Source organism: Sphingomonas sp. Ell38C01, assembly GCF_055231975.1.
Window position 1 is genome coordinate 1,138,392 of record NZ_JBUYVA010000001.1, and the last position, 24,109, is coordinate 1,162,500.

The 24,109-nt window shown below is 71.0% G+C and carries 13 protein-coding genes (1 of these 13 running past the window's edge); 7 read left to right on the forward strand and 6 right to left on the reverse strand.

What is annotated here, in order from left to right:
• Positions 1-3: 3 nt before the first annotated feature.
• The 6 genes from ACV7NO_RS05380 to ACV7NO_RS05405 form a co-directional block, all read right to left on the reverse strand.
• A complete protein-coding gene (locus tag ACV7NO_RS05380) occupies positions 4-2,322 on the reverse strand; it encodes a GH92 family glycosyl hydrolase (protein WP_463404990.1) in 2,319 nt (772 codons plus the stop codon).
• Positions 2,319-3,740: a glycoside hydrolase family 125 protein gene (locus ACV7NO_RS05385; protein ID WP_463404991.1), complete on the reverse strand. Its 1,422-nt coding sequence runs from the start codon at positions 3,738-3,740 to the stop codon at positions 2,319-2,321. Before ACV7NO_RS05385 ends, ACV7NO_RS05380 begins: the two co-directional genes overlap by 4 nt.
• A complete protein-coding gene (locus ACV7NO_RS05390; RefSeq protein ID WP_463404992.1) occupies positions 3,737-6,274 on the reverse strand; it encodes a glycoside hydrolase family 3 C-terminal domain-containing protein in 2,538 nt (845 codons plus the stop codon). Before ACV7NO_RS05390 ends, ACV7NO_RS05385 begins: the two co-directional genes overlap by 4 nt.
• Positions 6,271-8,841: a beta-mannosidase gene (locus tag ACV7NO_RS05395; protein ID WP_463404993.1), complete on the reverse strand. Its 2,571-nt coding sequence runs from the start codon at positions 8,839-8,841 to the stop codon at positions 6,271-6,273. Before ACV7NO_RS05395 ends, ACV7NO_RS05390 begins: the two co-directional genes overlap by 4 nt.
• Positions 8,838-11,177, reverse strand: coding sequence for a beta-N-acetylhexosaminidase (locus tag ACV7NO_RS05400; protein WP_463404994.1), 2,340 nt, complete (start codon positions 11,175-11,177; stop codon positions 8,838-8,840). The genes ACV7NO_RS05395 and ACV7NO_RS05400 overlap by 4 nt, the downstream gene beginning before the upstream one ends.
• Before the next feature lie 166 nt (positions 11,178-11,343).
• Positions 11,344-14,109, reverse strand: coding sequence for a TonB-dependent receptor (locus ACV7NO_RS05405; protein WP_463404995.1), 2,766 nt, complete (start codon positions 14,107-14,109; stop codon positions 11,344-11,346).
• 211 nt (positions 14,110-14,320) lie between these two features.
• On the opposite strand from ACV7NO_RS05405, the gene ACV7NO_RS05410 reads away from it, so the two are divergent.
• The 7 genes from ACV7NO_RS05410 to nagE form a co-directional block, all read left to right on the forward strand.
• Positions 14,321-15,184, forward strand: coding sequence for a copper homeostasis protein CutC (locus ACV7NO_RS05410; protein WP_463404996.1), 864 nt, complete (start codon positions 14,321-14,323; stop codon positions 15,182-15,184).
• A 77-nt stretch (positions 15,185-15,261) separates the two neighbouring features.
• Positions 15,262-15,999, forward strand: a complete 738-nt coding sequence (locus ACV7NO_RS05415) for a GntR family transcriptional regulator (protein WP_463404997.1) — start codon at positions 15,262-15,264, stop codon at positions 15,997-15,999.
• A gap of 11 nt (positions 16,000-16,010) precedes the next feature.
• Positions 16,011-17,039, forward strand: coding sequence for an SIS domain-containing protein (locus ACV7NO_RS05420; RefSeq protein ID WP_463404998.1), 1,029 nt, complete (start codon positions 16,011-16,013; stop codon positions 17,037-17,039).
• Positions 17,036-18,166 (forward strand): N-acetylglucosamine-6-phosphate deacetylase, encoded by a 1,131-nt coding sequence (nagA, locus tag ACV7NO_RS05425; RefSeq protein WP_463404999.1) that lies wholly within the window; start codon positions 17,036-17,038, stop codon positions 18,164-18,166. Before ACV7NO_RS05420 ends, nagA begins: the two co-directional genes overlap by 4 nt.
• Positions 18,163-21,075, forward strand: a complete 2,913-nt coding sequence (galA, locus tag ACV7NO_RS05430) for a beta-galactosidase GalA (protein WP_463405000.1) — start codon at positions 18,163-18,165, stop codon at positions 21,073-21,075. The genes nagA and galA overlap by 4 nt, the downstream gene beginning before the upstream one ends.
• Positions 21,075-23,537: a phosphoenolpyruvate--protein phosphotransferase gene (gene ptsP / locus ACV7NO_RS05435; protein ID WP_463405001.1), complete on the forward strand. Its 2,463-nt coding sequence runs from the start codon at positions 21,075-21,077 to the stop codon at positions 23,535-23,537. Before galA ends, ptsP begins: the two co-directional genes overlap by 1 nt.
• On the forward strand, positions 23,534-24,109 hold the start of the coding sequence (nagE, locus tag ACV7NO_RS05440; RefSeq protein WP_463405002.1) for an N-acetylglucosamine-specific PTS transporter subunit IIBC. 1,131 nt of this gene lie beyond the right edge of the window; only the first 576 of its 1,707 coding nucleotides appear in the window; it begins with the start codon at positions 23,534-23,536; the stop codon falls past the right edge of the window. Before ptsP ends, nagE begins: the two co-directional genes overlap by 4 nt.

Consider the following 24,109-nt stretch of genomic DNA (forward strand, 5'->3'; position numbering starts at 1 on the left):
CGGTCACCCGGGCATGCGGCCGTTCGACGGGGGGCGGTCCGCGAGCGCCTGTCCGAAGGCGGGGTTCGGCTTCGCGCCCATCGCGAAGCGGAGCGTGCCGCCACGGATCAGGTCGCGGTGCGCGATCCAGCTCTTCGTCCAGGGGCGGCCGTTCCACGTCACCGACCGGACATAGGGGGTCGCGTCGGTGTTGCCGGGGGCCTGGATCGTCAGGCGCTTCCCCGCGCCGACCTGCACCTCGGCGCGTTCGAACAGCGGGGAGCCGAGGACGTAGACCGCCTCGACCGGATCGACCGGATAGAAGCCGAGCGCGGAGAGGACGAACCACGCGCTCATCTGCCCGCAATCGTCGTTGCCGATGATGCCATCGGGGTCGTTCCGGTACATCTCTGTGCACAGCCGGCGGACCATGCGCTGCGTCTTCCACGGCGCGCCGACATAGGCGTAGAGATAGGGCGCGTGCTGGTCGGGCTCGTTGCCGTGCGCATACTGGCCGACGAGGCCGGCGATGTCGGGGGGCGCGTTGGCGGGGAGCGTCGAGGGGACGGTGAAGAGCGCGTCGAGCCGCGCCTCGAACGCGGTGTCGCCGCCGAAATGCGCGATCTGGCCATAGATGTCGTGCTGGTTGAGGAAGGTGGCCTGCCAGCCGTTCGCCTCGGTATAGTCGCGCCACCAGGGTTTGGGCATGTGGCCGAGCTGGATCGGATCATAGGGCGTCCACCAAGAACCGTCCGCGAAGCGCGGGCGCGCGAAGCCGATCCGCGCGTCGAGGACATTCTTCCAGTTGCCCGAGCGCTTGCGCAGGCGATCGGCGTCCGCGGTCGCGCCCGCGGCGCGCGCGAGGTGCGATGCGGCCCAGTCGTCATACGCATATTCCTGCGTGCGGCTGACGCTTTCGAACACCTTGTCGGCGGGGACGTAGCCGAGCGCGTCGTAGAGATCGCGGCCGCGGCTGTTGTCCTGGTCGGGGGCGGCGAAATCGAAGCTGCGTTTGCGGATCGCGGGCCAGGCGGCGGCATAGTCGGCGGGGATGCCCTTGGCCTGCGCCTCCGCGAGCGGGACGACGCCGTGCCAGCCGATCATCGTCCCCGTCTCCTTGCCCTGCAACGGCCAGACGAGCGGGCCGTAGCGCGACTGCCGCGTCTGGCGGATGAGGTCGTCGACGAGGCTTTTCGCGCGCGCGGGCGCGACGAGCGTGACGAGCGGGTGGAGCGCGCGATACGTGTCCCACAGCGACCATGTGCTGTACGCCGCGCTGCCCGCGGGGACGGTATGGACCGTGCCGTCCATGCCGGGATAGCGCCCGTCGACGTCGGAGAAGAGCGTCGGCGCCAGCTGCGCGTGGTAGAGCGCGGAGGCCAGGATCGTGCGCTGGTCCGCGGTGCCGCCGGTCACGCGGATCGCGCCGAGCGTATCGGCCCAGCGGCGCGTGGCGGCGCGGCGGGTGCGGTCGAAATCCCAGTGCGCGGCCTCGGCGGCGAGGTTCGCGCGCGCGCCCGCCACGTCTACGCCCGAGATGCCGCAGCGGATGAGGACGGGGGCGGCGCCGGCATCGTCGAAGTGGAGCGCGGCCTTCAGGCGCTTGCCCTTGACCGCGCGGGTGCCGGCAGGCTGCTCCGCATCGCCGTCGCCATAGAAGACGACACGACTGGGCGCGCGCGAGAGCTGCATCGCGAAGTGGATGCGGCGGCCCTTGGCCCAGCGGAAGACGCGGCGCGACCCCGTCAGCGTGCCGTCGGAATCGATCGCGAGCGATGCCTCGTCGATCAGCGGCTGCGTGTCCGAGGTGTCGTGGATCAGGTGCGAGAGGTCGACGAGGATGTGCGCCGCGCCGGCGGGGAAGCGATAGCGGTGCCAGCCGGTGCGTTCGGTGACGGTCAGTTCGGCGGCGACGCCCGATTCGAGCGTGACGCGGTAATAGCCGGGCTCCGCATGCTCGGCGGAGAAGCGCTGGCGATAGCCGGCATCGGGATCGGCGAGCGGGCCGGGGACGAGCTGGACCGGGCCGGTCGTGGGCACGACGAGGACGTCGAGCATGTCGCCGATGCCGGTGCCCGACAGGTGCGTATGGCTGAACCCCATGATCGAGGTGTCGGTGCGGTGATAGCCCGAGCACGCGTCCCACCGCTCCACATCGGTGTCCGGCGAGAGCTGGACCATCCCGAACGGCAGCGTCGCGCCGGGATAGGTGTGGCCGTGGCCGCCGGTGCCGATGAACAGGTTCGCCGGGGCCGACGGGGCGGAGACGGCGCTGGCGGGCAGCGCGTGCGCGACGGTGGCGAGCGATGCGGTGCCGAGCAGGGTGCGGCGGTCAAGGATCATAGGGGGGCCTTCAGCAGGTGCGGGCGGGTGTCGGCGAGGTGGACGATCAGCTCGCCGAACAGGCCGTTGGCCCAGGCGAACCAGCTGCGGGTGAACCTGGCAGGATCGTCCTTGTCGAACGCCTCGTGGATGAAGCCGGTATCCGCATCGGTGTCGCGCAGCGTGCGCAGGCAGGCGCGGATCACGGCGTCGTCGGTGGCCGAGAAGGCGCGGATGACCAGCGACATCGGCCAGATCTGGCCCGCGCCGACATGCGGGCCGCCGATGCCCTGGCCCGCGGACCCATTGAAGAACCAGGGGTTGGCGTCGCTCCATGCCGCGTCGGCAGTGGTGCGCCAGAGCGTGTCGTCGGGGGCGACGCAGCCGAGCCAACTGAGCGACGAGAGCGAGGGGACGTTGGCATCGTCCATGAAGATCGCGTTGCCGTAGCCGTCGACTTCATAGGCCCAGACCGCGCGGCCGTCGGGGCGGCGCATTCGGCCGTGCTTGTCGAGGGCGGCGGCGATCTCGTCGGCCAGCGCGCGGGCGTCGGCGGCCAGCGCGGTGTCGCTCGCGGCCTCGGTCGCGAGTTGGGCGAGATGGCGCAGCGACTGGACCGCGAAAAGGTTGGCGGGGATCAGGAAGGGATAGAGGCACGCGTCGTCGGAGGGGCGGAAGCCCGAATGGATCAGCCCGACCGGGCGGGTGGGGTTGCCATGGCCCCACAGCAGAGTCTCGGTCGGCTGGTTCGATGCGCGGCGGAAACTGTAGGGGCCGGGCGCGTCCTTGCGCTGCTGCTCGCGGAAAGTGCGGACGATCGCGCGGGCGGAGGCGAGCCATGTCGCGTCGAAGGGGCGTTTGTCATGGGTTTGCGTCCAGTAGCCGTGCGCGAGCTGGACCGCGTAGCAGAGCGAATCGATCTCCCATTTCCGCTCGGCGACGCCGGGCTTCATCTCGGTTTCGTCCTTGAGCGCCCAGCCGAGATTGGTGGGCGCGGTCGGGTCTTCCATGAACGCGTTGGCGTAGGGATCGATCAGGATCGACTTCGCGTGACGCGCGATCAGGCCGCGGAAGAGCAATGCGAGCCTGGCATCGCGCTTCACGAGGTGGAGATAGGGTTTGAGCTGCGCGGCGCTGTCGCGCAGCCACAGGCAGGGGATGTCGCCGGTGATGACGAAGGCGTCGGGCGCGTCGGGGGTGCCGCCCATGCGGACCGTGGTGTCGAGCGTGTTGGGGTAGCAGTTGACGAACATCGCGCGCAGCTTGGCGTCGCCGACGTGCGCGGCGACGCGTGCGGTCTCGCGCTCGACCGCGGGGGAGACGAAGGCGCGCTTGGCGAGCGGGGGGCGGCGGTCCGGGTAGCGCGGGGGGGCGGCGAATGTGGGGCTTGCGGTGAGCGCGAGTCCCGCGGCGAGGACGGTGCGGCGGTCGGGGGTCATTTCGGCAGGTCCCGCGCGGCGCCGGTGACGGTGGCGTCGACCCACTGGCCGGCGGCGATGCCGGGCTGGCCCCCGCCGACCCAGAGGCGATACGCGCCGGGCAGGACGCGGCGGGTGCCGTCGCGCAGCACGACGCTCATCATCCGCGGATCGATCGAGAGCGAGACGGCACGCGCCTGTCCGGGCTTGAGCGCGACGCGGGTGAAGGCGACGAGCTGGCGCTGGAGGACGGGATCGGTCGAGCTGGTGCCCTCGCCGGTCGCGGGGGGGACGAGATAGGCCTGCACCACCTCCTCGCCCGCGCGCGCGCCGGTGTTGGCGACGCGCGCGGTGACCGCGATCGGGGCGGCGGTGTCGCCGGCCTTCGCGCTCGCCTCGTCATAGACGTAGCTTGTGTAGCTGAGGCCGTGGCCGAACGCCCACAAGGGCGTGCCGGTGAAGTAGCGATAGGTGCGCTCCTTCATGCCGTAATCGACGAAGGCGGGCAGGTCGGTCGTCGCCTTGTAGATCGTGACGGGGAGCCGGCCGGACGGGTTGCTGAGGCCCGCCAGCGTGTCCGCGATCGCGGTGCCGCCCGCCTCGCCCGGATACCAGGCGGCAAGGATCGCGTCGGCCTGCGCGGGGTCGACCGACACCGCGCTGCCGCTGGTGAGGACGAGCACGACGGGCTTGCCGGTCGCGCGGATCGCGGCGAGCAGACGCTGCTGCGCGAACGGCAGCGCGATATCGGTACGGTCGCCGCCGACGAAGCCGGGAACCTGGACCTGCAACGCCTCCCCCTCCAGATCGGGCGACAGGCCGGCGACGACGACCGCGACGTCGGCGGCGTTCGCGGCGGCGACCGCCTGTGCGAGCAGCGCGTCGGCGGGGGGCGTCCAGAGCAGGCGGACCCCTTCGTCCTCGCTGGTGTGATCGAGTTCGAGGCGGATCGGGGCCGGGGTGCCGTCGCTGTCGTACGTCACTTCGACGCGACCCTTGGCGACCGGGCCGGCGGCGAGCGGGACGTCGCCGATCCACAGCCGCACCGCGTCGTGAGCCTTGCAGTATTTCCAGCAGGCGGGGACGTCGATCGCGAGCGTGTAGCGGCCGGGGGCGGGGGGGACGAACCGGCCGGTCCAGCGCACCGCGAAGCCGTCGGCGGAGACTTGCGGGACGGGGGCGGCGCGGTTGTAGTCCGCGTCGATGCGGCGTTCGCTTCGCGTTACGACGGGGGTGCCGGTGACGGTGGGGGTGGCGAAATACTCGGCGGCCAGATCGGCGAACGCGGTTTCTGGGACGACGACGGGCGCGCCGTCGGCGAGGACCGACCCTTGCGCGTAGGTGGTCTGAGGGAAGCGTGCGCGGATGCCCTCCAGCGGGGTGACGGGCGCGATCGCGGTGCCGTGGTAATTGCCCTGGAGGACGCCGAGATCGTCGGCGTTCGCACCGATCACCGCGATCTTGCTCGTGGTGGAGAGCGGCAGGCGGTCGGCGTCGTTTCTGAGCAGGACGATCGATTTGCGCGCGGCCTCCAGCGCGAGGGCGCGGTGGTCGCGCGTGCCGACTTCGGACGGCCGGATCCGCGACCAGGGCGAGGCGGCGCCGAACGCGATGCCGAGATCGCGGCGCGCCGTCAGCGCACGCGTCAGCGCGACGTCGACCTCGCGCTCCTCGACCAGCCCGCGCTTCACCGCCTGCGGGAGCGCGGCATAGGCGGTGCCGCAGTTGAGATCGGTGCCGCCGCGGATCGAGGCCGCCGCCGCTCCGGCCGCGTCGAGCCGGTAATGGTGATAGAGATGGACGTTGGCGACCGCGTCGCAATCGGAGACGGTGAAGCCGGAAAACCCCCAGTCGCCGCGCAGCCGGTCGATCATCAGCAGCGACGCGGTGCAGGCCGGGGTGCCCGCGATCGCATTGTACGCGCACATCAGCGAGCGCGCCTTCCCCTCGGTCACCGCCATGCGAAAGGCGGGGAGGTAGGTCGCCTCGAGATCGCGCGGGGAGGGATCGACGTCGAACCCGTCGCGCCCCGCCTCGGGGCCGCTGTGGACCGCGAGATGCTTGGGCGTCGCGATCGTCTTGGGGTGATCGGGGTCGGGGCCTTGCAGGCCGGTGACGAAGGCGACGCCGAGCCGGCCGGTCAGATACGGGTCCTCGCCATAGGTTTCCTGCCCGCGGCCCCAGCGCGGATCGCGGAAGATGTTGATGTTGGGGGACCAGATCGTCAGCCCCTCGTAGATGCGACGATCCGCACCGACGGGTTTCGCGTTGAACTTCGCGCGCGCCTCGGTCGCGACGACGTCGCCGATGCGCTGGACGAGCGGCGGATCCCATGTCGCGGCCATCCCGATCGCCTGCGGGAAGACGGTGGCGGGGCCGCTGCGCGCGAGTCCGTGGAGCCCCTCGTTCCACCAGTCATAGGCGGGCAGCTTCGCCTTCGCGTTCGCGGGGGCGCTGGATTGCAGCTGCGCGGCCTTTTCCTCGATCGTCATCTGCGCGATCGCGACGGCGATCGGATCGGCGGCGGCAGCAGCGGCGAGGAAGAGCCAGATCATCGGGCGAGCGTCCTGAGCGTGAGCGCCTTCGCGAGCGTCGCGGCGGAGGCGGGGGAGGCGATGTCGAGCGTCACGCTCTCGCCGGGGAGGAGATCGAAGCCGTCGTCGGACGGGTGCGCGGCGACGTCGCCGAAATCGAGCATCACCGCGCGCGCGAACGTGGTCGCGGCGATCGTGACGCGCTTGCCTTGCCATGTCGCGGTGAGCGCCGGGGCGGGATAGGCCATGTCCTTGGGGAGCGCGCGCTCGACGATCGCGCGGCTGGTGGACCGGCCGTCGATCAGGAGGTCCGCGACCGCGTAGCTGGCGGTGGGGAGCGCGTCGCCGAACAGCGCGGCGTCGTCGAGCGTGGCGACGGGGGTCGTCGCGAGGGGGGCGAGCGTCACCGGCTCCTCGCGCGTGGAGAGCGTGCGGCCGGCCATGTCGCGGACGAGGATGCGCCAGCGCGCGGCGATCGGCGCGGTCGCGTCCGAGATGGCGGTAACGGTGGTGATCGCGCCCTTGCGCTCCGCGACGATCGCCTGGGGTGCGAAGAAGCGGCGCGCGGCGTAGTGGAGCAGCTTCCAGCGGCCTGCGTCATCGATGCTCGACCACGAGATCGCGGGCCAGACGTCGTTGAGCTGCCAGTAGAGCGAGCCCATCGTGACCGGACGGCACGCGCGGTGGTGGAGGGCGGCCATCGCGATCGCCTGCGCCTGGTTGACCTGCGTCAGGTAGACGAAGTCGGCGAAGTCCGTCGCGGGGCGCAGCCGCTGATCGAGATAGAGTTGCAGGCGGGCATTGCCCTCGCCCGCGAGGAACTTCTGGTGTGCCTTCATCACCGGGCTGTCGGCGGCGAGGGTGCCGGGGCCAGCGAAGTCGCGGATCGTGGCGAGGTCGGGCATCGCCTGGAAGCCGTATTCGCTCATGAAGCGCGGGCAGCTGTCGAGATAACGCTCGACGGGCTTGGAGCCGGACCAGACGTCCCAGAAATGGCGGTCGCCGCTGGTGTCGGTGTCGGTGGGGCCTTCATAGTCGGTCGAGGGGGAGCCGGGCCAATAGGGGACGCCCGGCGATTTCGTCAGCACCGCGTCGCGCAGGACGCGGTCGAACAGCACCGCCATGCCGGTGCCGATGCGCTCCTGCCCGTCCGCGCCGATGGCCTTCTTGAACGCCTTGCGATCGGACCAGTTCTCCCAGCCCGACAGCACTTCGTTGCCGCCCGCCCAGATCACGATCGAGGGATGCGCCTGGAGCCGCGCGACCTGTTCCTCCGCCTCGATACGGACATTCTCGCGGAACGCGGCGTCGGGGGGCGTGACCGCGCCGCCGAACATGAAATCCTGCCAGATCATCAGCCCGAGTTCGTCGGCCATGTCGTAGAAGGCGTCGTCGAGATAGGTGCCGCCGCCCCAGACGCGGATCATGTTCATGTTGGCGTCGCGCGCGCCTTGCAGGATCGGACGCATCGAGGCGGCGGTGACGCGCGCGGGGAAACTGTCGAACGGGATCAGGTTCGCGCCCTTGGCGAAGATCGCGGTGCCGTTGACGCGAAAGCCGAACGCGCCGCCGCCGCGGATCAGCGCCACGCTGCGCAGCCCGGTGCGGCGGGCGGCGGTGTCGTCGGTGCCGAGCGTCGTCGCGACGGTGTAGAGCGGCTGTGCGCCGTAGCCGACCGGCTGCCAGCGCTGCGGGTTCGCGATCGCGAGCGGGATCGTGACGCTGTTGGCGCCGGGGGCGAGCGCGACGGATCGCTCGGCGGTGGTCGTGGTGCCGTCGGGGGCGGTGACGGTGGCGCGGACGGTGCGGGTGGCGGCGGTGTCCGCGACGATGTCGAGCGTCGCGGTCAGGCGCGCCTCCGCATCGGTCAGCGCCTCCTGCGTCACGCGCAGCGTGTCGATCCGGGCGTCGTCCCACGCCTCGACGCGGACGGGCTGCCAGATGCCGTTCGCGATCAGCCGGGGTCCCCAGTCCCACCCGTAATGATATTTGGGCTTGCGGATATAGGGGGAAGTCTGGACGCCCTTGGGCTCGTCGCCGAATGCGCTGTCATATTCGCCGGGCAGCGGGTGCTTTTCGGCGAGGACCATCGGCTGGAGGCGGCGGATGGGCGCCGCGATCATGACGAGGACGTCGTTGCGGCCGGCGCGGAGCAGTGGCTTCGCGTCGGCGCGCCAGCGGCGGTGCGCGTTGTCCGCGGTGAGCAGCGGGCGGCCGTTGACGGTGACCGTGGCGAAGGTGTCGAGGCCGTCGAAGACGAGATCGAGGTGATCGCGCGCCAGCATCGCGGGGGTGACGTCGAGCGTGGTGCGGTACTGCCAGTCCGCGAGGCCGACCCACTGGATCGCGCGCTCGTTCAGCCCGGTGAACGGATCGGGGACGCGGCGGGCGGCGATCAGATCCTGCTGGGCGCTGCCGGGGACGGTGGCGGCGAGCCAGCGCGCTTCCTTCGGGTGGGCCTTCGCAGCGGCGGCGTCGGCGGGATCGATCCGCACCTGCCAGCCGCGATCGAGCGGGACGACCGTCTTGGGGGCGGCGACCGCGCCCGCGGAGGCGAGGAGGAGCGGCAGGACCGCGAGTGGCTTCATTTCGTACCTTCGCTCAGCTGGACGCGCTCGACGGTGTAATAGGGATCGGCGAGCGGGGAGGTGAACTGGAAGCAGACGTCCCGGTCGCCCGCCATCGTCGGGAGCTGTCCCTCGAACGCGAAGCGTTGCGGCGCGGTCTTCGGATCGGGGAGCGGGAAGGCGCCGGCGGCGATCGGGTGCGCGGTCTTGTCGCCGGCCTTGCGCTTCTCGGCGGCGGCGATGCAGCCGACCTGGACGAGCAGCTCGCCGTGATCGGAGACGTTGTAATGCTCGCGCAGCATCCGTGCCTCGTGCGCCAGCCCGTAATGCCGCGCCAGCCGCGCGACCTCGACCCGGTAGCCGCGCGCGACGTCGAGCGGGGCGTCGGGATAGAGCGTGCAGGTGTCGAACAGGTTGATGTTGAACACCGGCGCATTGTCCCGCGACTCGGAGGTGAGCGGTACGCGCAGCCCGAGCGCGCCGTCGGGGCATGCGACCATCTGCGAACTGATCCGCGAGAGGAGCGCGGTGCGCGCGGTGTCGAACGCGCGCGGGGCGGCGGTCGCTTCGCCCGTGGCATCGAAGGCGGCGGCGCGGACGACGGTGCCGGGCTTGACCGCGAGGGGCTTCGCATAGGCGATCGACCGCGCGGTCGGTGCGGTGCCATTCGTGGTATAGCGGATCGTGCCGTAGGGGGCTTGCGTCGCCATCGTCAGCGGCACCTTGCCCTTGCGCAGCGCGTCGCCGCGGGTGCCGTCGACCTGGATATCGACCGCGAAGGCGCTGTCGGCGACCTGCACGCCAGCGCGGGTCCAGCGGTCCGACTGGCGCTGGAGGCGCGGGAGGAACGCGGCGAAGTCCTTCGTGCCCTTCGGCGTCCAGGTGATCTCGGCGAGCGCGGCCGCGCGGGGGAAGGCGTGGTGCTGCAACTGGTACGGCGTGACGATATACTCGCTCCACAGGTTGCCCTGTGCGCCCAGCACATGCTTCGCGCGATCGGGCGCGATCTCGGCGGGCATCGGATCGTATTTGTAGACCGCCTCCAGCGTGTTGAGCCCGAACCGGCCGGGGGGCTCGTCCGCGAGGTCGCTCTGCGTCTGGTTGAGGTACAGCGGGCCGCCGGGGGACATGACGACGTCATGCCCCTGATTGGCGGCGTCGATGCCGCCCTTCTCGCCGCGCCACGACATGATCGAGGCGGAGGCGGGAAGCCCGCCCTCGAGGATCTCGTCCCAGCCGATCAGGCGGCGGCCCTTCGACTGGAGATAGGTGCCGAACTGGTCGATCATCCAGCTCTGGAGCGCGTTCTCGTCCTTGAGGCCGAGCGCCCTGATCTGCGCCTGCACCTGGGGGCTGCGCTCCCACTGGTCCTTCACCGCCTCGTCGCCGCCGAGATGGATATAGGTGCCGGGGAAGATCGCCATCAGCTCGTCGAGCACGTCCTTGACGAACGCGATGCCCTTTGGCCCCGGATTGAACAGATAGGGCATGATGCCCCAGTTGTTGCTGACCGCGGGGCGGTCGCCGAGCAGCCCGAGCTCGGGATAGGCGGCGACGAGCGCCTGCGCGTGGCCGGGCAGGTCGATCTCGGGCACGATCGTGATGCCGCGCTCCGCGGCATAGGCGACGAGGTCGCGGAGTTCGGCCTGGGTGTAGAAGCCGCCGACCTTCGCGGCGGGGGGCGTGCCGCCGGTCGAGGGCGGGGTGCGCCAGCCGCCGATTTCGGCGAGCTTGGGGTATTTGCGGATCTCGACGCGCCAGCCCTGATCGTCGGTGAGATGGAGGTGGAGCGTGTTGAGCTTCACCGCCGCCATCTGGTCCACCATCGTCTTCACGACCGACACGGGCTGGAAGTGCCGCGCGGGGTCGATCATCAGCCCGCGCCACGCGAAGCGCGGGGCGTCGTCGATCGTGGCGGCGGGGATGAGCGCGGGGCGGCCGAAGGCGCGATCGGGACTGACGAGCTGCGCCAGCGTCATCGCGCCGTAGAGCAGGCCGCGATCGGTGGAGGCGGCGATGCGGATGCCCGCGGGGGCGACCGTCAGACGGTAGGCCTCGGCACCCGCGATCGCGGTATCGCGGACGAAGGCAATGGAGGCGGCGCCGGCGACGGGCGCGAGCGTCAGTCCGCGTTCCGTCTTCACATGCGCGGCGAGGATGCGGGCGGCGGCGGCGGCGCCGGCATCGCCCTGCGGGGTGCCGATGCGCATGCCATCGGCGACGGTGAACCCGCCCGCGGCGCGCGTGACGCTCTGCGGCATCGGGATCAGCGGAAGGGGCGCGGACTGCGCAAGGGCCGGAGCGGCCGAAAGCATCGTCGAGGCGAGGGCGAACGGGATCGTGAGGGAGCGGATCATGCGTCGTGTCCTCGGTCCAGGCGGGGCGGGCCCGCGTGTATCGCACCGTGTGCGATCGCCTGCCATGCCCGTGGCGCGCAGGCAAAAAAGGGGTTCCGGCCGAAGCCGGAACCCTTGGAGGAGCGGGGGGCGCGACGACCGCGCCCCTCGGGGGAAGGATGCCGCGTCAGAACCGCGCCGACGCCGCGATCGAGAAGACGCGACCGTTCTTGTAGATCGACGTCGGTGCGTCCGGCGTCGAACTGTACTGGTAATAGGTCTCGTCGAGCAGGTTGGACGCCTGCGCGGTCAGCTGGACGTTCTTGGTGATCGAGTAGGAGGCCGACAGGTCCAGCTGGCGATAGGCGTCCGTATAGTCCGACGACTGCTGGCGACCGAAGCGGTAGAAATATTTCGACCGGCGGTTGTAGCTGACGCGCCCCTGGAACGGCCCGCTCTCGAAATACGGCACCACCGTCACGACGTTGCGCGACAGGAACGGCAGCCCGTTGGCGAACGGCGTGTCCGCATCCGAGAAGGTGTAGTTCGCCTGGATGCCGAAGCCCCATTTCAGCGCGGTGTTGCCCGACACCGAGAAGCCGGTGACCGAGGCCTTGCCGCCGTTGACCGGGCGCGAGATCGCGTACCGAAGCGTCTGGCCGGTCACGACGTTCGTGAAGGCGACCCCGTTGCCGTCGGGACCGTTATCGACCTGGTTGCCGATATAGTTCGAGATGTCGCGGTAGAACACCTCGCCGGACAGGAAGCTGCCCGGTGCGAAATACCATTCCGCCGATGCGCCGAAATTGGTCGCCGCATAGGGCTTCAGATCCGGGTTGCCGCCGCTGCCCGAACGGGTCGCGTCGTCGAGCGAGAGCGATCCGGCGAGATCGCCGTAACGGGCACGGGCAATGACCTTCGCCGCCGATCCGCGCAGGACCACGTCGTCGCCCGCCTGGAAGATCAGGTTGGCGGACGGCAGGAAGCGGTTGTCATCCTTGTTGACGCGGGTCAGCCCGAAGATGCCGTTGCTCTGAAGGTAGAAGGTCGATTCGTCGCGGGTGAAGACGTAGCGGCCGCCCAGGTTGCCGCGCAGCTTGCCCATTTCGAAGTTCGCCTGGACATAGCCCGACGCGATCTTCTCCTTCACACGCCAGTATTCACTCTTCGACAGGCCGCGATCGACCGTGAAGTTGCCGTACTTCTGCAGTGCGGCGATGATGCCGTTGCGATCGAGCGTGGCATAGGGCGTGCCATTCCCCGAGGTGCCGAGCCCGTTGTACAGATCGGCATCGAGCACGTACGGGTTCAGGTCGTTCAGCGTGAAGTTCTGGTTGGTGTAGATCGCGTTGCTGAACGTCGTGTTGCCGTTCTTGTGATCCGACAGGCGGCCGCCGAACAGCAGCTCGGTGACGGGGCCGAAGCTGACCTCGTGCTTGAAGTTCAGCTCGCCGAAAAACTCGCGATCGAGCGTGAACCCCGACTGGAGCGGGATTCCGCCGATCTGCCGGCCGAAGAACCTGCGGTTCCCATCCGTGATGTTCTCACCGCCGGCGGCCGAGAAGTTGCTCAGCCACTTCGTCGCGTCGCTGGCGGGGAACTGCCAGTTGACGAGCGTCTCGCGGCCGTTGGCGCCCGCGGTGAAGCCCTGCTGCGTCCGGAAATCGAGCAGATATTCGGGCTGCTTGCCGCCGGTCGCCCGGGTGTAGCCCGCATTGCCGGTGATCTTCCAGCCGTCCGGGTTCCAGTCGAGCAGGCCGGTATAGGTGTCGTTCTTGATCCGGGTGCGGCGGAAGTTGGTGTCGAGCTGGCCGGTCGCGCCGGTGCCCGAGGTGATGCCGGTGAACGTCGCCGAGGTGACGATGCCTGGGCTGTTGCCCGACGCCGGCGTGAAGGTCGCCGCGGTCATCCGCGAGCCTTCGAAGCCGTAGGTATATTCGGAGTTCGACAGGTTGTCGTAGTTGCCGCGGATGAGGAGCGCGGTGCCCGTCAGCGTCAGGTTGTCGGTCGGCTTGACCTGGATCGCACCCGAGAAGCCGATCCGCTCACGCTCCTGCCGGAAGAATTCGCGCGCGAGGAACGAGGCGTAGCGCGCGTTGCTGAACGCGGCGATCGTGGCGGCGTTGGGGCGCGCGCCGTTGATCGTCGGGCCGGTGGCGACGGTGCCGCCCGCGCCGGCATAGACGATGTTGCCGTTGGCGTCCTTCGGGTAGTTCTCCAGCAGCGCGGCGCCGGTGCGATACCAGTAGGAGGCGACGCCCGCGCGGCTCAGTTGTTCCTTGTCGTAGTTGACCGCGCCCAGGATGCCGATCGTGCCGGCGTCGTTGTGCCAGCTGTACAGCGCGGAGCCGCGGAAGCTGCCGCGGTTGGCGCGATCGTTATACTCGTAGCCGCCGGTCGCCGCGATCGTGTTGGGCTTCAGATCGAGCGGCTTGCGCGTGACGACGTCGACGGTGGCGCCGATCGCGCCTTCCTGGAGACGCGCCTCGGGGGTCTTGTAGACGATCGCCGAGCTGATGATCGTGGGCGACAGCAGCGAATAGTTGAACGAGCGGCTCGAGCGATCCGAGGGGTTGCCGCCCCAGTCGGCCGAGGCGATCGAATGGCCGTCGATCAGGAGACGGTTGAGCGCGGGCTCGACGCCTGCGATCGAGAGCTGCTCGCCCTCGCCGAACTGGCGATCGACGGTGATGCCGGGCAGCCGCGCGAGCGAATCGGCGATGTTGCTGTCGGGAAGCTTGCCAATGTCCTCGGCGCTGATGACGTCGACGATCGAATTGGCGTTGCGCTTGATCTCGATCGCGTCGGTCAGGCTCTTGCGATAGCCGGTGACGACGATGTCGCCGCCGGCCTCTTCGGTCGCCGACTGGCCGCCTGGCGCGGTCGTCTGCGCCTGCGCGATGCCGGCGAAGCCAGGCAGCGCGCCGGTCAGCGCGGTCGTGAACAGGATCATGTGTCGTACGTGCATTGGTCAGCCCCACCCCTCGGGATCCGCCCAGCAGCGCCGATCCCCTGAAATCCTCGCCTCGTCGCTGGAGGCGGTCGCCGCGATCCCGCCGATCCCTGCTCGTTACGGCGGCAGGGGTTCGCATCGCGTCGACGGAGCAATGGATAACCAATCTAGACCATAGATACCAACAAAAAATTGCAAGTATGTTTCATATATGAATAGTATCGTGCTTGCAGACGGTTGGCGGATATGGGACCCCGGTTTCGGGGCGGGGAACGGGATGATCGAGCGGGTGGGTGAACAGGCGAGGGGCCGGGGAAGTCAGGATTTTCTGCTCGAGATCTGCGTCGATTCGGTTGCGGGGGTCGAGTCGGCGATCGCGGGGCGTGCGGATCGAATCGAACTGTGTTCCGCGCTCGAACTGGGCGGACTGACGCCTTCCGCCGGGTTGGTCGCGGAATCGGTGGCGCGATGCCGGCGCGCGGGCGTGCGCGTCCACGCGATGGTACGCCCGCGCGCCGGCGGGTTCGATTATGACGCGGATGACCTGACGACCGCCATCGCGGAGGCGCGCGCGCTGGTCGCGGCGGGGGTCGACGGATTGGTATTCGGCGCCTGTTCGGGCGGCGAGATCGACTGGGTGGGCGTCGCGCGGTGGCGCGACGACATCGCGATCGACGCATCGGTGGCGCTGACCTTCCACCGCGCGATCGACGTCGTCGACGATCCGGTGGCGGCTGTCGATGCGGTGGTCGCACTGGGGTTCGATCGGATCCTGACCTCGGGTGGCGCGCCGGCTGCGCTTGCGGGGGCGGAGACGATCCGGGCAATGGTCGCGCAGGCCGGCGAGCGATGCGCGATCCTTGCCGGATCGGGGGTGCGGCCGGAGACGCTCGACGCGATCCTCGACACGACCGGGGTGCGCGAGGTGCATGCGTCGGCCAGCGTACTTGCCGCGCCGGAAGCGCCGGTGATCGCGTCGATGGGGTTCGCGATCGCGCCGCGGCGACGAACCGATGCGGGCGTGGTGTGTGCGCTCAAGAACGGATTGGACAACAGGACCAATCCAAGACATTAAGTACCAATCATCTGCCGACGTGCCCGGGCGCGGCGGCGGGGTTTCATCCAGCGGATATGCGAGCGGGGGCGGCGCCGATGGCGTTATCGGACAGGATCGGCAGGTTCAGGGAGGACGATCCGGCCCCGCTGTACCTCCAGCTCCAGGCGCTGATCCGGACCGCGATCGCGGAGGGGCAGGTGACGCGCGGCGACGCGATCCCGCCCGAGCGCGATCTGGCGAGCGACTATGCCGTCTCGCGGATCACGGTGCGCAAGGCGATCGAGGGGCTGGTGGAGGACGGGCTCCTGACCCGGCGACGCGGCGCGGGAACGTTCGTGGCGGGGCGCGTCGAGAAGAACTTCGCGAAGCTGTCGTCGTTCACCGAGGACATGATCGCGCGCGGGCGGGTGCCGGGCAGCGTGTGGGTATCGCGCGCGGCGGGCGCGGTGAGCCCGGAGGAATCGATGGCGCTGGGGCTGTCCCCGGGGGCGGGGGTGTTCCGGTTCCAGCGACTGCGGCTGGCGGACGAGGTGCCGATGGCGCTGGAGATCTCGACGATCGCGGGGTTCTGCCTGTCTGCGATCGAGGCGGTGGACACCTCGCTCTACGCCGCACTGGAGGCGTCGGGCCACCGGCCGGTGCGCGCCCTCCAGCGGCTGCGCGCGGTGCCGTTCGGGGCGGAACACGCGCGGATGCTGGGGGTCGACACCGGGCATCCCGGGCTGCTGATCGAGCGCCACAGCTTCCTGCGCGACGGCCGCGCGGTGGAGTTCACGCGATCCTATTACCGCGGCGATTCGTACGATTTCGTCGCCGAGCTTTCCGACCTTTGAGAGACCACGCCATGACGCTTGCAGACACCACCACGTTGATGCGCGCGGAGACGCAGGAGGCGCCCGCGCGGATCGCTGATCTGCTCGCGCGCAACGCTGACGCGTTCCGGACGCTCGGCGAGCGGCTGCGGCGCGAACCGCCCGATGTCGTCGTCACCTGCGCGCGCGGATCTTCGGACCATGCCGCGACCTATGGCAAATACCTGATCGAGACGATGACGGGGGTGCCGGTCGCCTCCGCCGCGCCATCGGTGGTGTCGCTGTTCGAGGGGACCGTGACGACCAGGCGCGCGCTGGCGATCGCGATCTCGCAATCGGGGCGCAGCCCGGATCTGCTGGCGACGGTCGCGGCGCATGCGGCGGGCGGCGCGCATGTCGCGGCGCTGGTCAACGACGAGACGTCGCCGCTCGCCGAGCGCGCGGACACGCTGCTGGCGCTGTGCGCGGGGCCGGAGCGGTCGGTCGCGGCGACGAAATCGTGCATCGCGGCGATGGCGGGACTGGCGGGGCTGGTCGCGGCGTGGTCGGGCGACGAGGCGCTGGCCGCGGCGGTGGCTGGGCTGCCCGAGGCGCTGGCGGTGGCGGTTGCGCAGGACTGGAGCACGGCGGTCGAGCCGCTGGCGGACGTGTCGCAGATGTTCGTGATCGGGCGCGGCTACGGATTTGGCGTGGTGCAGGAATGCGCGCTGAAGCTGAAGGAGACCTGCGCGATCCAGGCCGAGCCGTTCAGCGCCGCCGAGGTCCGCCACGGGCCGATGACGATCGTGCGCGACGGGTTCCGGCTGCTGGCGCTGGCGACGTCGGATGCCGCGGGCGACGACGTGGTCGCGGTGACCGACGAGTTCGCCGCGCGCGGCGCGAACGTGCTGCTGGCGCGCGCGGGCGGCCCGTCGCTGTTGCCCGCGATAAAGGCGCATCCCGCGATCGAGCCGATCCTGATGCTCGCCAGCTTCTACGGGATGGCCGAGCAGCTGGCGCGGCGGCGCGGGCTCGATCCCGATTCGCCGCCGTTCCTGGCGAAGGTGACGCGCACGCTATGACGATGCTGCGCTTCACGAACGGCAACGTCGTCGCGGGCGACGCGGTGTGGGCCGGCGCCGCGATCGACCTCGAGGGCGACCGGATCTCGGCGATCACGCCCTGGGCCGATGGCGGCGATATCGATCTGGCGGGCGGCTGGCTGATGCCCGGGTTCGTCGACACGCAGGTGAACGGCGGCGGCGGCGTGCTGTTCAACGACGAGACGAGCGTGGAGGGCATCGCCGCGATCGGCGCGGCGCATGCGCGATACGGCACCACCGCGTTCCTGCCGACCCTCATCAGCGACACGCCCGACCGGATCGCGCTGGCGCTCGACGCGGTCGACGCGGCGATCGCGGCGGGCGTTCCGGGGGTGGTCGGCGTCCATATCGAGGGGCCGTTCCTGAACGTCGCGCGCAAGGGCATCCACGACGCGGCGCGGTTCCGCCGGCTCGACGCGGAGACGATCGCGCTGCTGACGACGCCGCGGCGCGGGCGGGTGATGGTGACGATCGCGCCCGAGCTGACCGATGTGGCGACGATCGCGGCGCTGGTCGCGGCGGGCGTGCGCGTGTCGGCGGGGCATAGCGAAGCCAGCTATGACGAGGCGATCGGGGCGTTCGACGCGGGGCTGTCGGGCGTCACGCACCTGTTCAACGCGATGCCCGCGATGCTCCAGCGGACGCCGGGGCTGGTGGGCGCCGCGCTCGACGATGCGCGGCCGTGGTGCGGACTGATCGCGGACCGGGTGCATGTCGACCCCGCGGTGCTGCGCGTGGCGGTTCGTGCGCGAGGGAGCGAGCGGATGATGCTGGTGACCGACGCGATGTCGTCGGTCGGCGCGGTCGACAAGGACTTCGTGCTCCAGGGACGCGCGATCCGTGTCGAGAACGGCGTGTGCATGTATGCCGACGGCACGCTGGCGGGGTCCGATCTCGACATGGCACAGGCGGTGGCGAACGCGGTCGCGGATCTGGGCGTCGGGCCGGCGACGGTGGCGGCGATGGCGGCGACCAACCCGGCGGCGTTCCTGGGACTGAGCGCCGAGCGCGGCGTGCTCGCGGCCGGGCGGCGCGCGGACTGGGTGCAGCTCGATGCGGATTTCCGCGCGGTGGCGACGTGGATCGGCGGGGTGCGGATCGCGTGAGGATCGATCGGCGGCAGTGGCTGGCGGGGGCGGCGGGGGCGACGCTGGCGCCGTCGGTCGCGGTCGCCGGGCGGGCAGCGACGGGCGTGCCGGGCGGGTTTCCGATGCCTGCGCCCGAAACCGCGTTGCCGCCGCCGCTGCCGGTGCAGGATCCGTCGCGGACGCTGCTCGATCGCGGGTGGCTGTTCCACGAGGGCGACATTGTTCCGGTGCCCCCCAAGGGGCATCACGAGACGTATCTGAGCGTGAAGGCGGGGACCGCGCCCGGCGCGGCGGCGGTCGATTTCGATGACAGCGACTGGGCGCGCGTGTCGCTGCCGCACGACTGGGCGTCGGCGCAGCCCTTCGTCGCAAGCGCGAACGCGAGCCAGGGCTATCGGCCGCGCGGGATCGGCTGGTATCGGCGGACGCTGCGGCTCGACCCCGCCGATCGCGGCAAGATGATCGCGCTGACGTTCGACGCGATCGCGACGCATGCGACGGTGTGGATCAACGGCAGCGTCGTCGCGCACAGCTGGTCTGGCTATACCGCGATCGAGATCGACATGACGCCGTTCGCGCGGTTCGGCGACGAGGCGAACGTGATCGCGGTTCGCGTCGATGCGGAGGCGATGGAGGGCTGGTGGTACGAAGGCGCCGGGCTGTACCGCCATGCGTGGCTGGCGGTGCGCGCGCCCGTCTCGATCGCGACCGACGGGGTGCATTGCGATCCGCGGCGGGAAGCGGACGGCGCGTGGCGCGTGCCTGTGAGCGTGACGCTGGCGAGCGCGGAGGCGGCGGCCGCGACGGTGACGGTCGAGGCGACGTTGCTCGATCCCGCGGGGCGGGTGGTCGCGACGGCGTCGGCGGACGCGTCGGTCGGGGCGCTCGACCGCGGGATGGCGACGCTGTCGCTGGCGGCGGGCGTGCCGGCGCTGTGGTCGGTCGAGCGGCCTACCTTATACTCCGTGCGCGCGCGCGTGAGACGGGATGGGGTAACGGTGGACGAGCGGCGGGTGCCGATCGGGTTCCGCACGATCCGGTTCGATGCGGACGAGGGGGTCTTCCTCAACGACGCGCCGGTGAAGCTGAAGGGCGTGTGCGTCCATCAGGATCATGCCGGGGTGGGCGTCGCGGTGCCCGATGCGCTGGTGGCGTGGCGGTTGCAGCGGCTGAAGGCGATGGGGTGCAACGCGATACGCTGTTCGCACAACGCGCCGGCCGCCGAATTCCTCGATCTGGGCGACCGGATGGGGTTCCTCGTGATGGACGAGAACCGGCAGTTCAATCCCGCGCCCGATTATCTCGCGCAGCTGGAATGGATGGTGCGGCGCGATCGCAACCACCCGTGCGTCATCCTGTGGTCGGTGTTCAACGAGGAGCCGATGCAGGGGACGCCCGCGGGCGTGGCGATGGTGCGGCGGATGGCGGCGGCGGTGAAGCGGCTGGACGACAGCCGCCCGGTGACCGCGGCGATGAACGGCGCGTTCTACGACCCCGTCAACGTCTCGCAGGTCGTCGACGTGATGGGGTTCAATTACTATCAGGGAGACTACGACAAATTCCACGCGCTGAACCCGCGGCTGCCGATCACGAGTTCGGAGGACACCAGCGCGTTCGAGACGCGCGGCGCGTTCGTGAGCGATCCGGCGCGGCATGTCGCGAGTTCGTACGACGTCGAGGCGGCGAGCTGGGGCGATACGCATCGCCGGACATGGGGCGCGATCGTCGCGCGGCGCTTCGTCGCGGGGACGTTCGTGTGGACCGGGTTCGACTATCATGGCGAGCCGACGCCCTATGCGTGGCCCACGATCTCGAGCTTTTTCGGCGCGATGGACCTGTGCGGGTTTCCCAAGACCGCGTTCGATATCCACCGCGCGCACTGGATCGACGACGTCGCGGTCGTGTCGATCGCGCCGCACTGGACGTGGCCGGGGCGCGAGGGGCAGGCGATCGACGTGCTCGTCATGTCGAATGCCGAGCGCGTCGAGCTTCGGTTGAACGGCAAGGCGATCGGCGCGCAGGCGGTCGACCGGGTGATGGGGACCAGCTGGTCGGTGCCGTATGCGCCGGGGCGGCTGGAGGCGATCGCGTATCGCGGTGGACGCGAAGTCGCGCGCGCGGTGCACGAGACCGCGGGCGCGCCGGTGGCGTTGCGGCTGATGCCGGCACGGATGGTGATGGCGGGCGACGGCGAGGATGCGCAGCCGGTGACGATCTCCGCGGTCGATGCGGCGGGGCGGCATGTGCCGACCGCGAATCTCGCGACGACGTTCACCGTCGAGGGCGGCACGCTGCTGGGCGTCGGCAATGGCGATCCGAACAGCCATGAGAGCGAGAAGGCGCCCGCGCGCGCACTGTTCAACGGGCTGGCGCAGGCGATCGTGCAGGCGGATGTCGGGCGCGGGGCGGTGACGATCGTGGCGCGGGCGGCAGGGCTCGCGCCCGCGACGCTGCGGGTCGATCGGGTGGCGACCGCGCCGCGCGCGCAGGTGGCGGTGGTGCCGGCGGAAACCGCGGTGGCGGGGTGGCGGCGCTCGCCGCTGCTCGCCCCGCGGCCCGACGCGTCGCTGGCGCCCGCGGACGGGGACAACAACAGCTGGGCCTTCGTGCGCAGCGGGGTGCCGACGCCGGCGGACGCGACCGCGGGGTGGCGGGTCTATCGCGCGGTGGTGACGCCGCGTCGGCGCGTCGTGGAGCGGGGCGGGACGCTCGCGTTCCGCGCGGTTTCGGGACCGGCGGAGGTGTGGATCGACGGGCGGCGCGTCGCGGCGAAGGCGGATCCGGGAACGGGCGCGATCGTCGCGGCGATGCCGCCGGGGGCGGCGGCGCGCACGATCGTCCTGATCGTCGAGTCCGTCGCGGCGCGCGAATCGGGGATCGTGGGGCCGGTGTCGCTGGGCGATGCCGGCGCGCAAAAGGGGGAATGATGGCCGATACGATGCTGCGCGCACCGCTGGCGGGTTGGCTGATGCCGCTGGCGGAGGTGCCCGATCCGGTGTTCGCGGGCGGAATGATGGGCGCGGGCGTCGCGATCGACCCGACCGGCGACACGCTCTACGCGCCGTGCGACGCGACGGTGCTGACGATCCATGCGGCGGGGCATGCGGTGACGCTGCGACTCGCGGGCGGCGCGGAGCTGCTGATCCATATCGGCATCGACACGGTGACGCTGGGCGGGCGCGGGTTCACGCGGCTGGTCGAGACCGGCACGGTGGTGAAGGCGGGGGATGCGCTGATCCGGTTCGACCTGGACCTGGTGGTGACGGGCGCGAGCGCGGCGGCGACGCCGGTGATCCTGACGACCGGGGACGGGTTCGCGCTGGTCGACGTCGCGGGCGAGGGGCTGGTTTCAGTCGGCGATCCGCTGTTCCGCGTGGTGGCGCGGTCGGGCGCGGCGGCGGGTGACGTCGGCGAGGGTGCGGCGGAGGAGATCGTGGTCGTGGCCTTGCCGCACGGGCTCCATGCGCGGCCCGCGGCGCGGATCGCGGCGGCGGTGCGCGCGCTGGCGGCGACCGCGACGCTGGCGTGCGGCGATCGGCGCGCCTCGGCGACGAGCGTGACGGGGATGCTCGGGCTCGACGCGGCGTGCGGCGCGCGGGTGACGGTGTCGGCTGAGGGACGCGATGCGGCGGCGGCGGTGGCTGCGGTCGGCAACGTGCTGCGGACCGCGCACGAGGCGGAGACGCCGCGGGCCGCACCGGTCTTCGCGACCGCACCGATCGCGGGGACGCTGGCGGGGGTGCCCGCCGCGCCGGGGGTCGCGATCGGCACCGCGACGTGGCTGCGCGGTGGCGCGCCGGCGGTCGTCGAGGTCGGGGCGGGCGTTCCGGCGGAGCGCGCCGCCCTGGCGGCGGGACTCGCGACGCTGCGCACGCGGCTCGACGCGGAGGCTGCGGGCAACGGCGTGCTTGCGGCGCACCGCGCGATGCTCGACGACGACGAGCTGCTCGCGGCGATCGAGGCTGCGGTCGCCGGCGGGCAGTCTGCCGCGGCGGCGGCGCTGGCGGTGACGGGCGCGCAGGCGGCGGGGCTCGCGCGCTCGATCGATGCGCGGATCGCGGAGCGGGCGGACGACCTGATCGATATCGGCCGGCGGCTGGCGCACGCGATCCTGGGGACCGAGCCCGAAGCGCCGGTGCTAGCGCCGGGGACGATCCTGCTGGCGGACGACCTGTTGCCGTCGCAGCTCTCCGCGATCGATCCGGCCGCGGTGGCGGGCATCGCGGTGGTGCGCGGCGGGCCGACCTCGCATGTCGCAATCATGGCGGCGGGGCTGGGCGTGCCGATGCTGGTCGCGATCGGTGGCGCGCTGGAGACGGTGTGCGACGGCGCGACGGTGATCCTCGACGGCGATGCGGGCGCGTTGTGGCCTGCGCCCGACGCGGCGGCGCTCGCGACGGCGCAGCGACGCGTCGATGCCGCGCGCGATGCCGAGGGTGCGGCGCGGGCCGCGGCGGCGGAGGGGCGAGCGTCCACCACCAGCGATGGGGTCAGGATCGCGGTGCATGTCAATCTGGGGACTGCGGCGGAAGCGGCGGCGGCGGTCGCGAACGGGGCGGAGGGCTGTGGGCTGCTGCGCACCGAACTGCTGTTCCTCGATCGCGCGACGCCGCCGACGCGCGCGGAACAGGCGGCGGACTATCGTGCGATCGCGACCGCGCTGGCGGGGCGTCCGCTGACGATCCGGCTGCTCGATATCGGCGGCGACAAGCCGGCGCCCTATCTGGCGATCGCGGGGGAGGAGAATCCCGCGCTGGGGCTGCGCGGGGTTCGCGTGCTGCTGGCTCATATGGCGGTGCTGGAGACGCAGCTGTCCGCGATCCTCGATGCCGCGGATGCGGGGCCCGTCAAGGTGATGGTGCCGATGGTCGCGAGCGTTGCCGAACTCGACGCGGTGCGCGCGGTGCTCGACCGGGTGCGCGGCGATCGGCCGGTGTCGCTGGGCGCGATGATCGAGACGCCCGCGGCGGCGATCGGCGCGGACCTGATCGCGGCGCGCGCGGACTTCCTGTCGATCGGCAGCAACGACCTGACGCAATATGCGCTGGCGATGGACCGCGGGAACCCGGCGGTCGCAGCCGGGATCGACGGATTGCATCCTTCGGTGCTGCGGCTGGTCGCGGCAACGTGCGAGGGTGCGGCGCGGCACGGCGTGCCCGTCGGGGTGTGCGGCGGGTTGGCCGCGGACCCCCTGGCGGTGTCCATCCTGATCGGGCTGGGGGTGACCTCGCTGTCGGTGCCGCCCGGACGCGTGGCGGCGACGCGCGCGGCGGTCGGCGCAGTGTCGGTCACGCGGGCGCAGGTCCATGCCGCGGCCGCGCTGGCATGCGAATCCGCCGGCGACGTCCGTGCGCTGGCCCGCGATTTTGCCGAGGAGACGATCATATGACATCGCCGATGGCGTTCCTCCAGCCGCTGGGCCGTGCGCTGATGCTGCCGATCGCGGTGCTGCCGGTGGCGGGGCTGATGCTCCGGCTGGGGCAGCCCGATATCGCCGCGCTGGTTGGCACGAATCTGGACTTCCTCGCCGCAGCGGGCAATGCGATCTTCGCGCATCTGGGGTTACTGTTCGCCATCGGCGTCGCGACCGGATTCGCGCGCGACGGCAACGGCGCGGCGGCAATGGCGGGGATCGTGTGCTACCTCGTCGCGGGCAACGGTGCGCAGGTGTTCCTGACCGTTCCCACCGAGACTCTGGCGGGCGTGCCCGAGGCAGCGAAGGCGACGCTGTCCGCGGCGTGGAAGGCGGGGGCGATCGACAAGCTGCAGGTGCCGATCGGGATCGTGTCGGGCCTGGTCGGGGGCGATTTCTACAACCGCTTCTCGACACTCAAATTCCCGGACTATCTCGCGTTTTTCGGTGGGCGGCGGTTCGTGCCGATCGTCGCGGGGCTCGCAGGGCTCGCGATCGCGCTGCTGCTGGGGTTGAGCTATCCCGCGGTGAGTGCGGGGGTCGACGCT

Excerpts from the sequence above, each read along its gene's own strand:
- ACV7NO_RS05410 (WP_463404996.1), top strand. The coding sequence starts at position 14,321 with ATGAATAGTATCGTGCTTGCAGACGGTTGGCGGATATGGGACCCCGGT.
- ACV7NO_RS05415 (WP_463404997.1), top strand. The coding sequence starts at position 15,262 with ATGGCGTTATCGGACAGGATCGGCAGGTTCAGGGAGGACGATCCGGCC.
- ACV7NO_RS05400 (WP_463404994.1), bottom strand. The coding sequence starts at position 11,177 with ATGATCCGCTCCCTCACGATCCCGTTCGCCCTCGCCTCGACGATGCTT.
- ptsP (WP_463405001.1), top strand. The coding sequence starts at position 21,075 with ATGGCCGATACGATGCTGCGCGCACCGCTGGCGGGTTGGCTGATGCCG.
- nagA (WP_463404999.1), top strand. The coding sequence starts at position 17,036 with ATGACGATGCTGCGCTTCACGAACGGCAACGTCGTCGCGGGCGACGCG.
- ACV7NO_RS05380 (WP_463404990.1), bottom strand. The coding sequence starts at position 2,322 with ATGATCCTTGACCGCCGCACCCTGCTCGGCACCGCATCGCTCGCCACC.
- ACV7NO_RS05395 (WP_463404993.1), bottom strand. The coding sequence starts at position 8,841 with ATGAAGCCACTCGCGGTCCTGCCGCTCCTCCTCGCCTCCGCGGGCGCG.
- ACV7NO_RS05390 (WP_463404992.1), bottom strand. The coding sequence starts at position 6,274 with ATGATCTGGCTCTTCCTCGCCGCTGCTGCCGCCGCCGATCCGATCGCC.
- ACV7NO_RS05420 (WP_463404998.1), top strand. The coding sequence starts at position 16,011 with ATGACGCTTGCAGACACCACCACGTTGATGCGCGCGGAGACGCAGGAG.
- ACV7NO_RS05405 (WP_463404995.1), bottom strand. The coding sequence starts at position 14,109 with ATGATCCTGTTCACGACCGCGCTGACCGGCGCGCTGCCTGGCTTCGCC.
- ACV7NO_RS05385 (WP_463404991.1), bottom strand. The coding sequence starts at position 3,740 with ATGACCCCCGACCGCCGCACCGTCCTCGCCGCGGGACTCGCGCTCACC.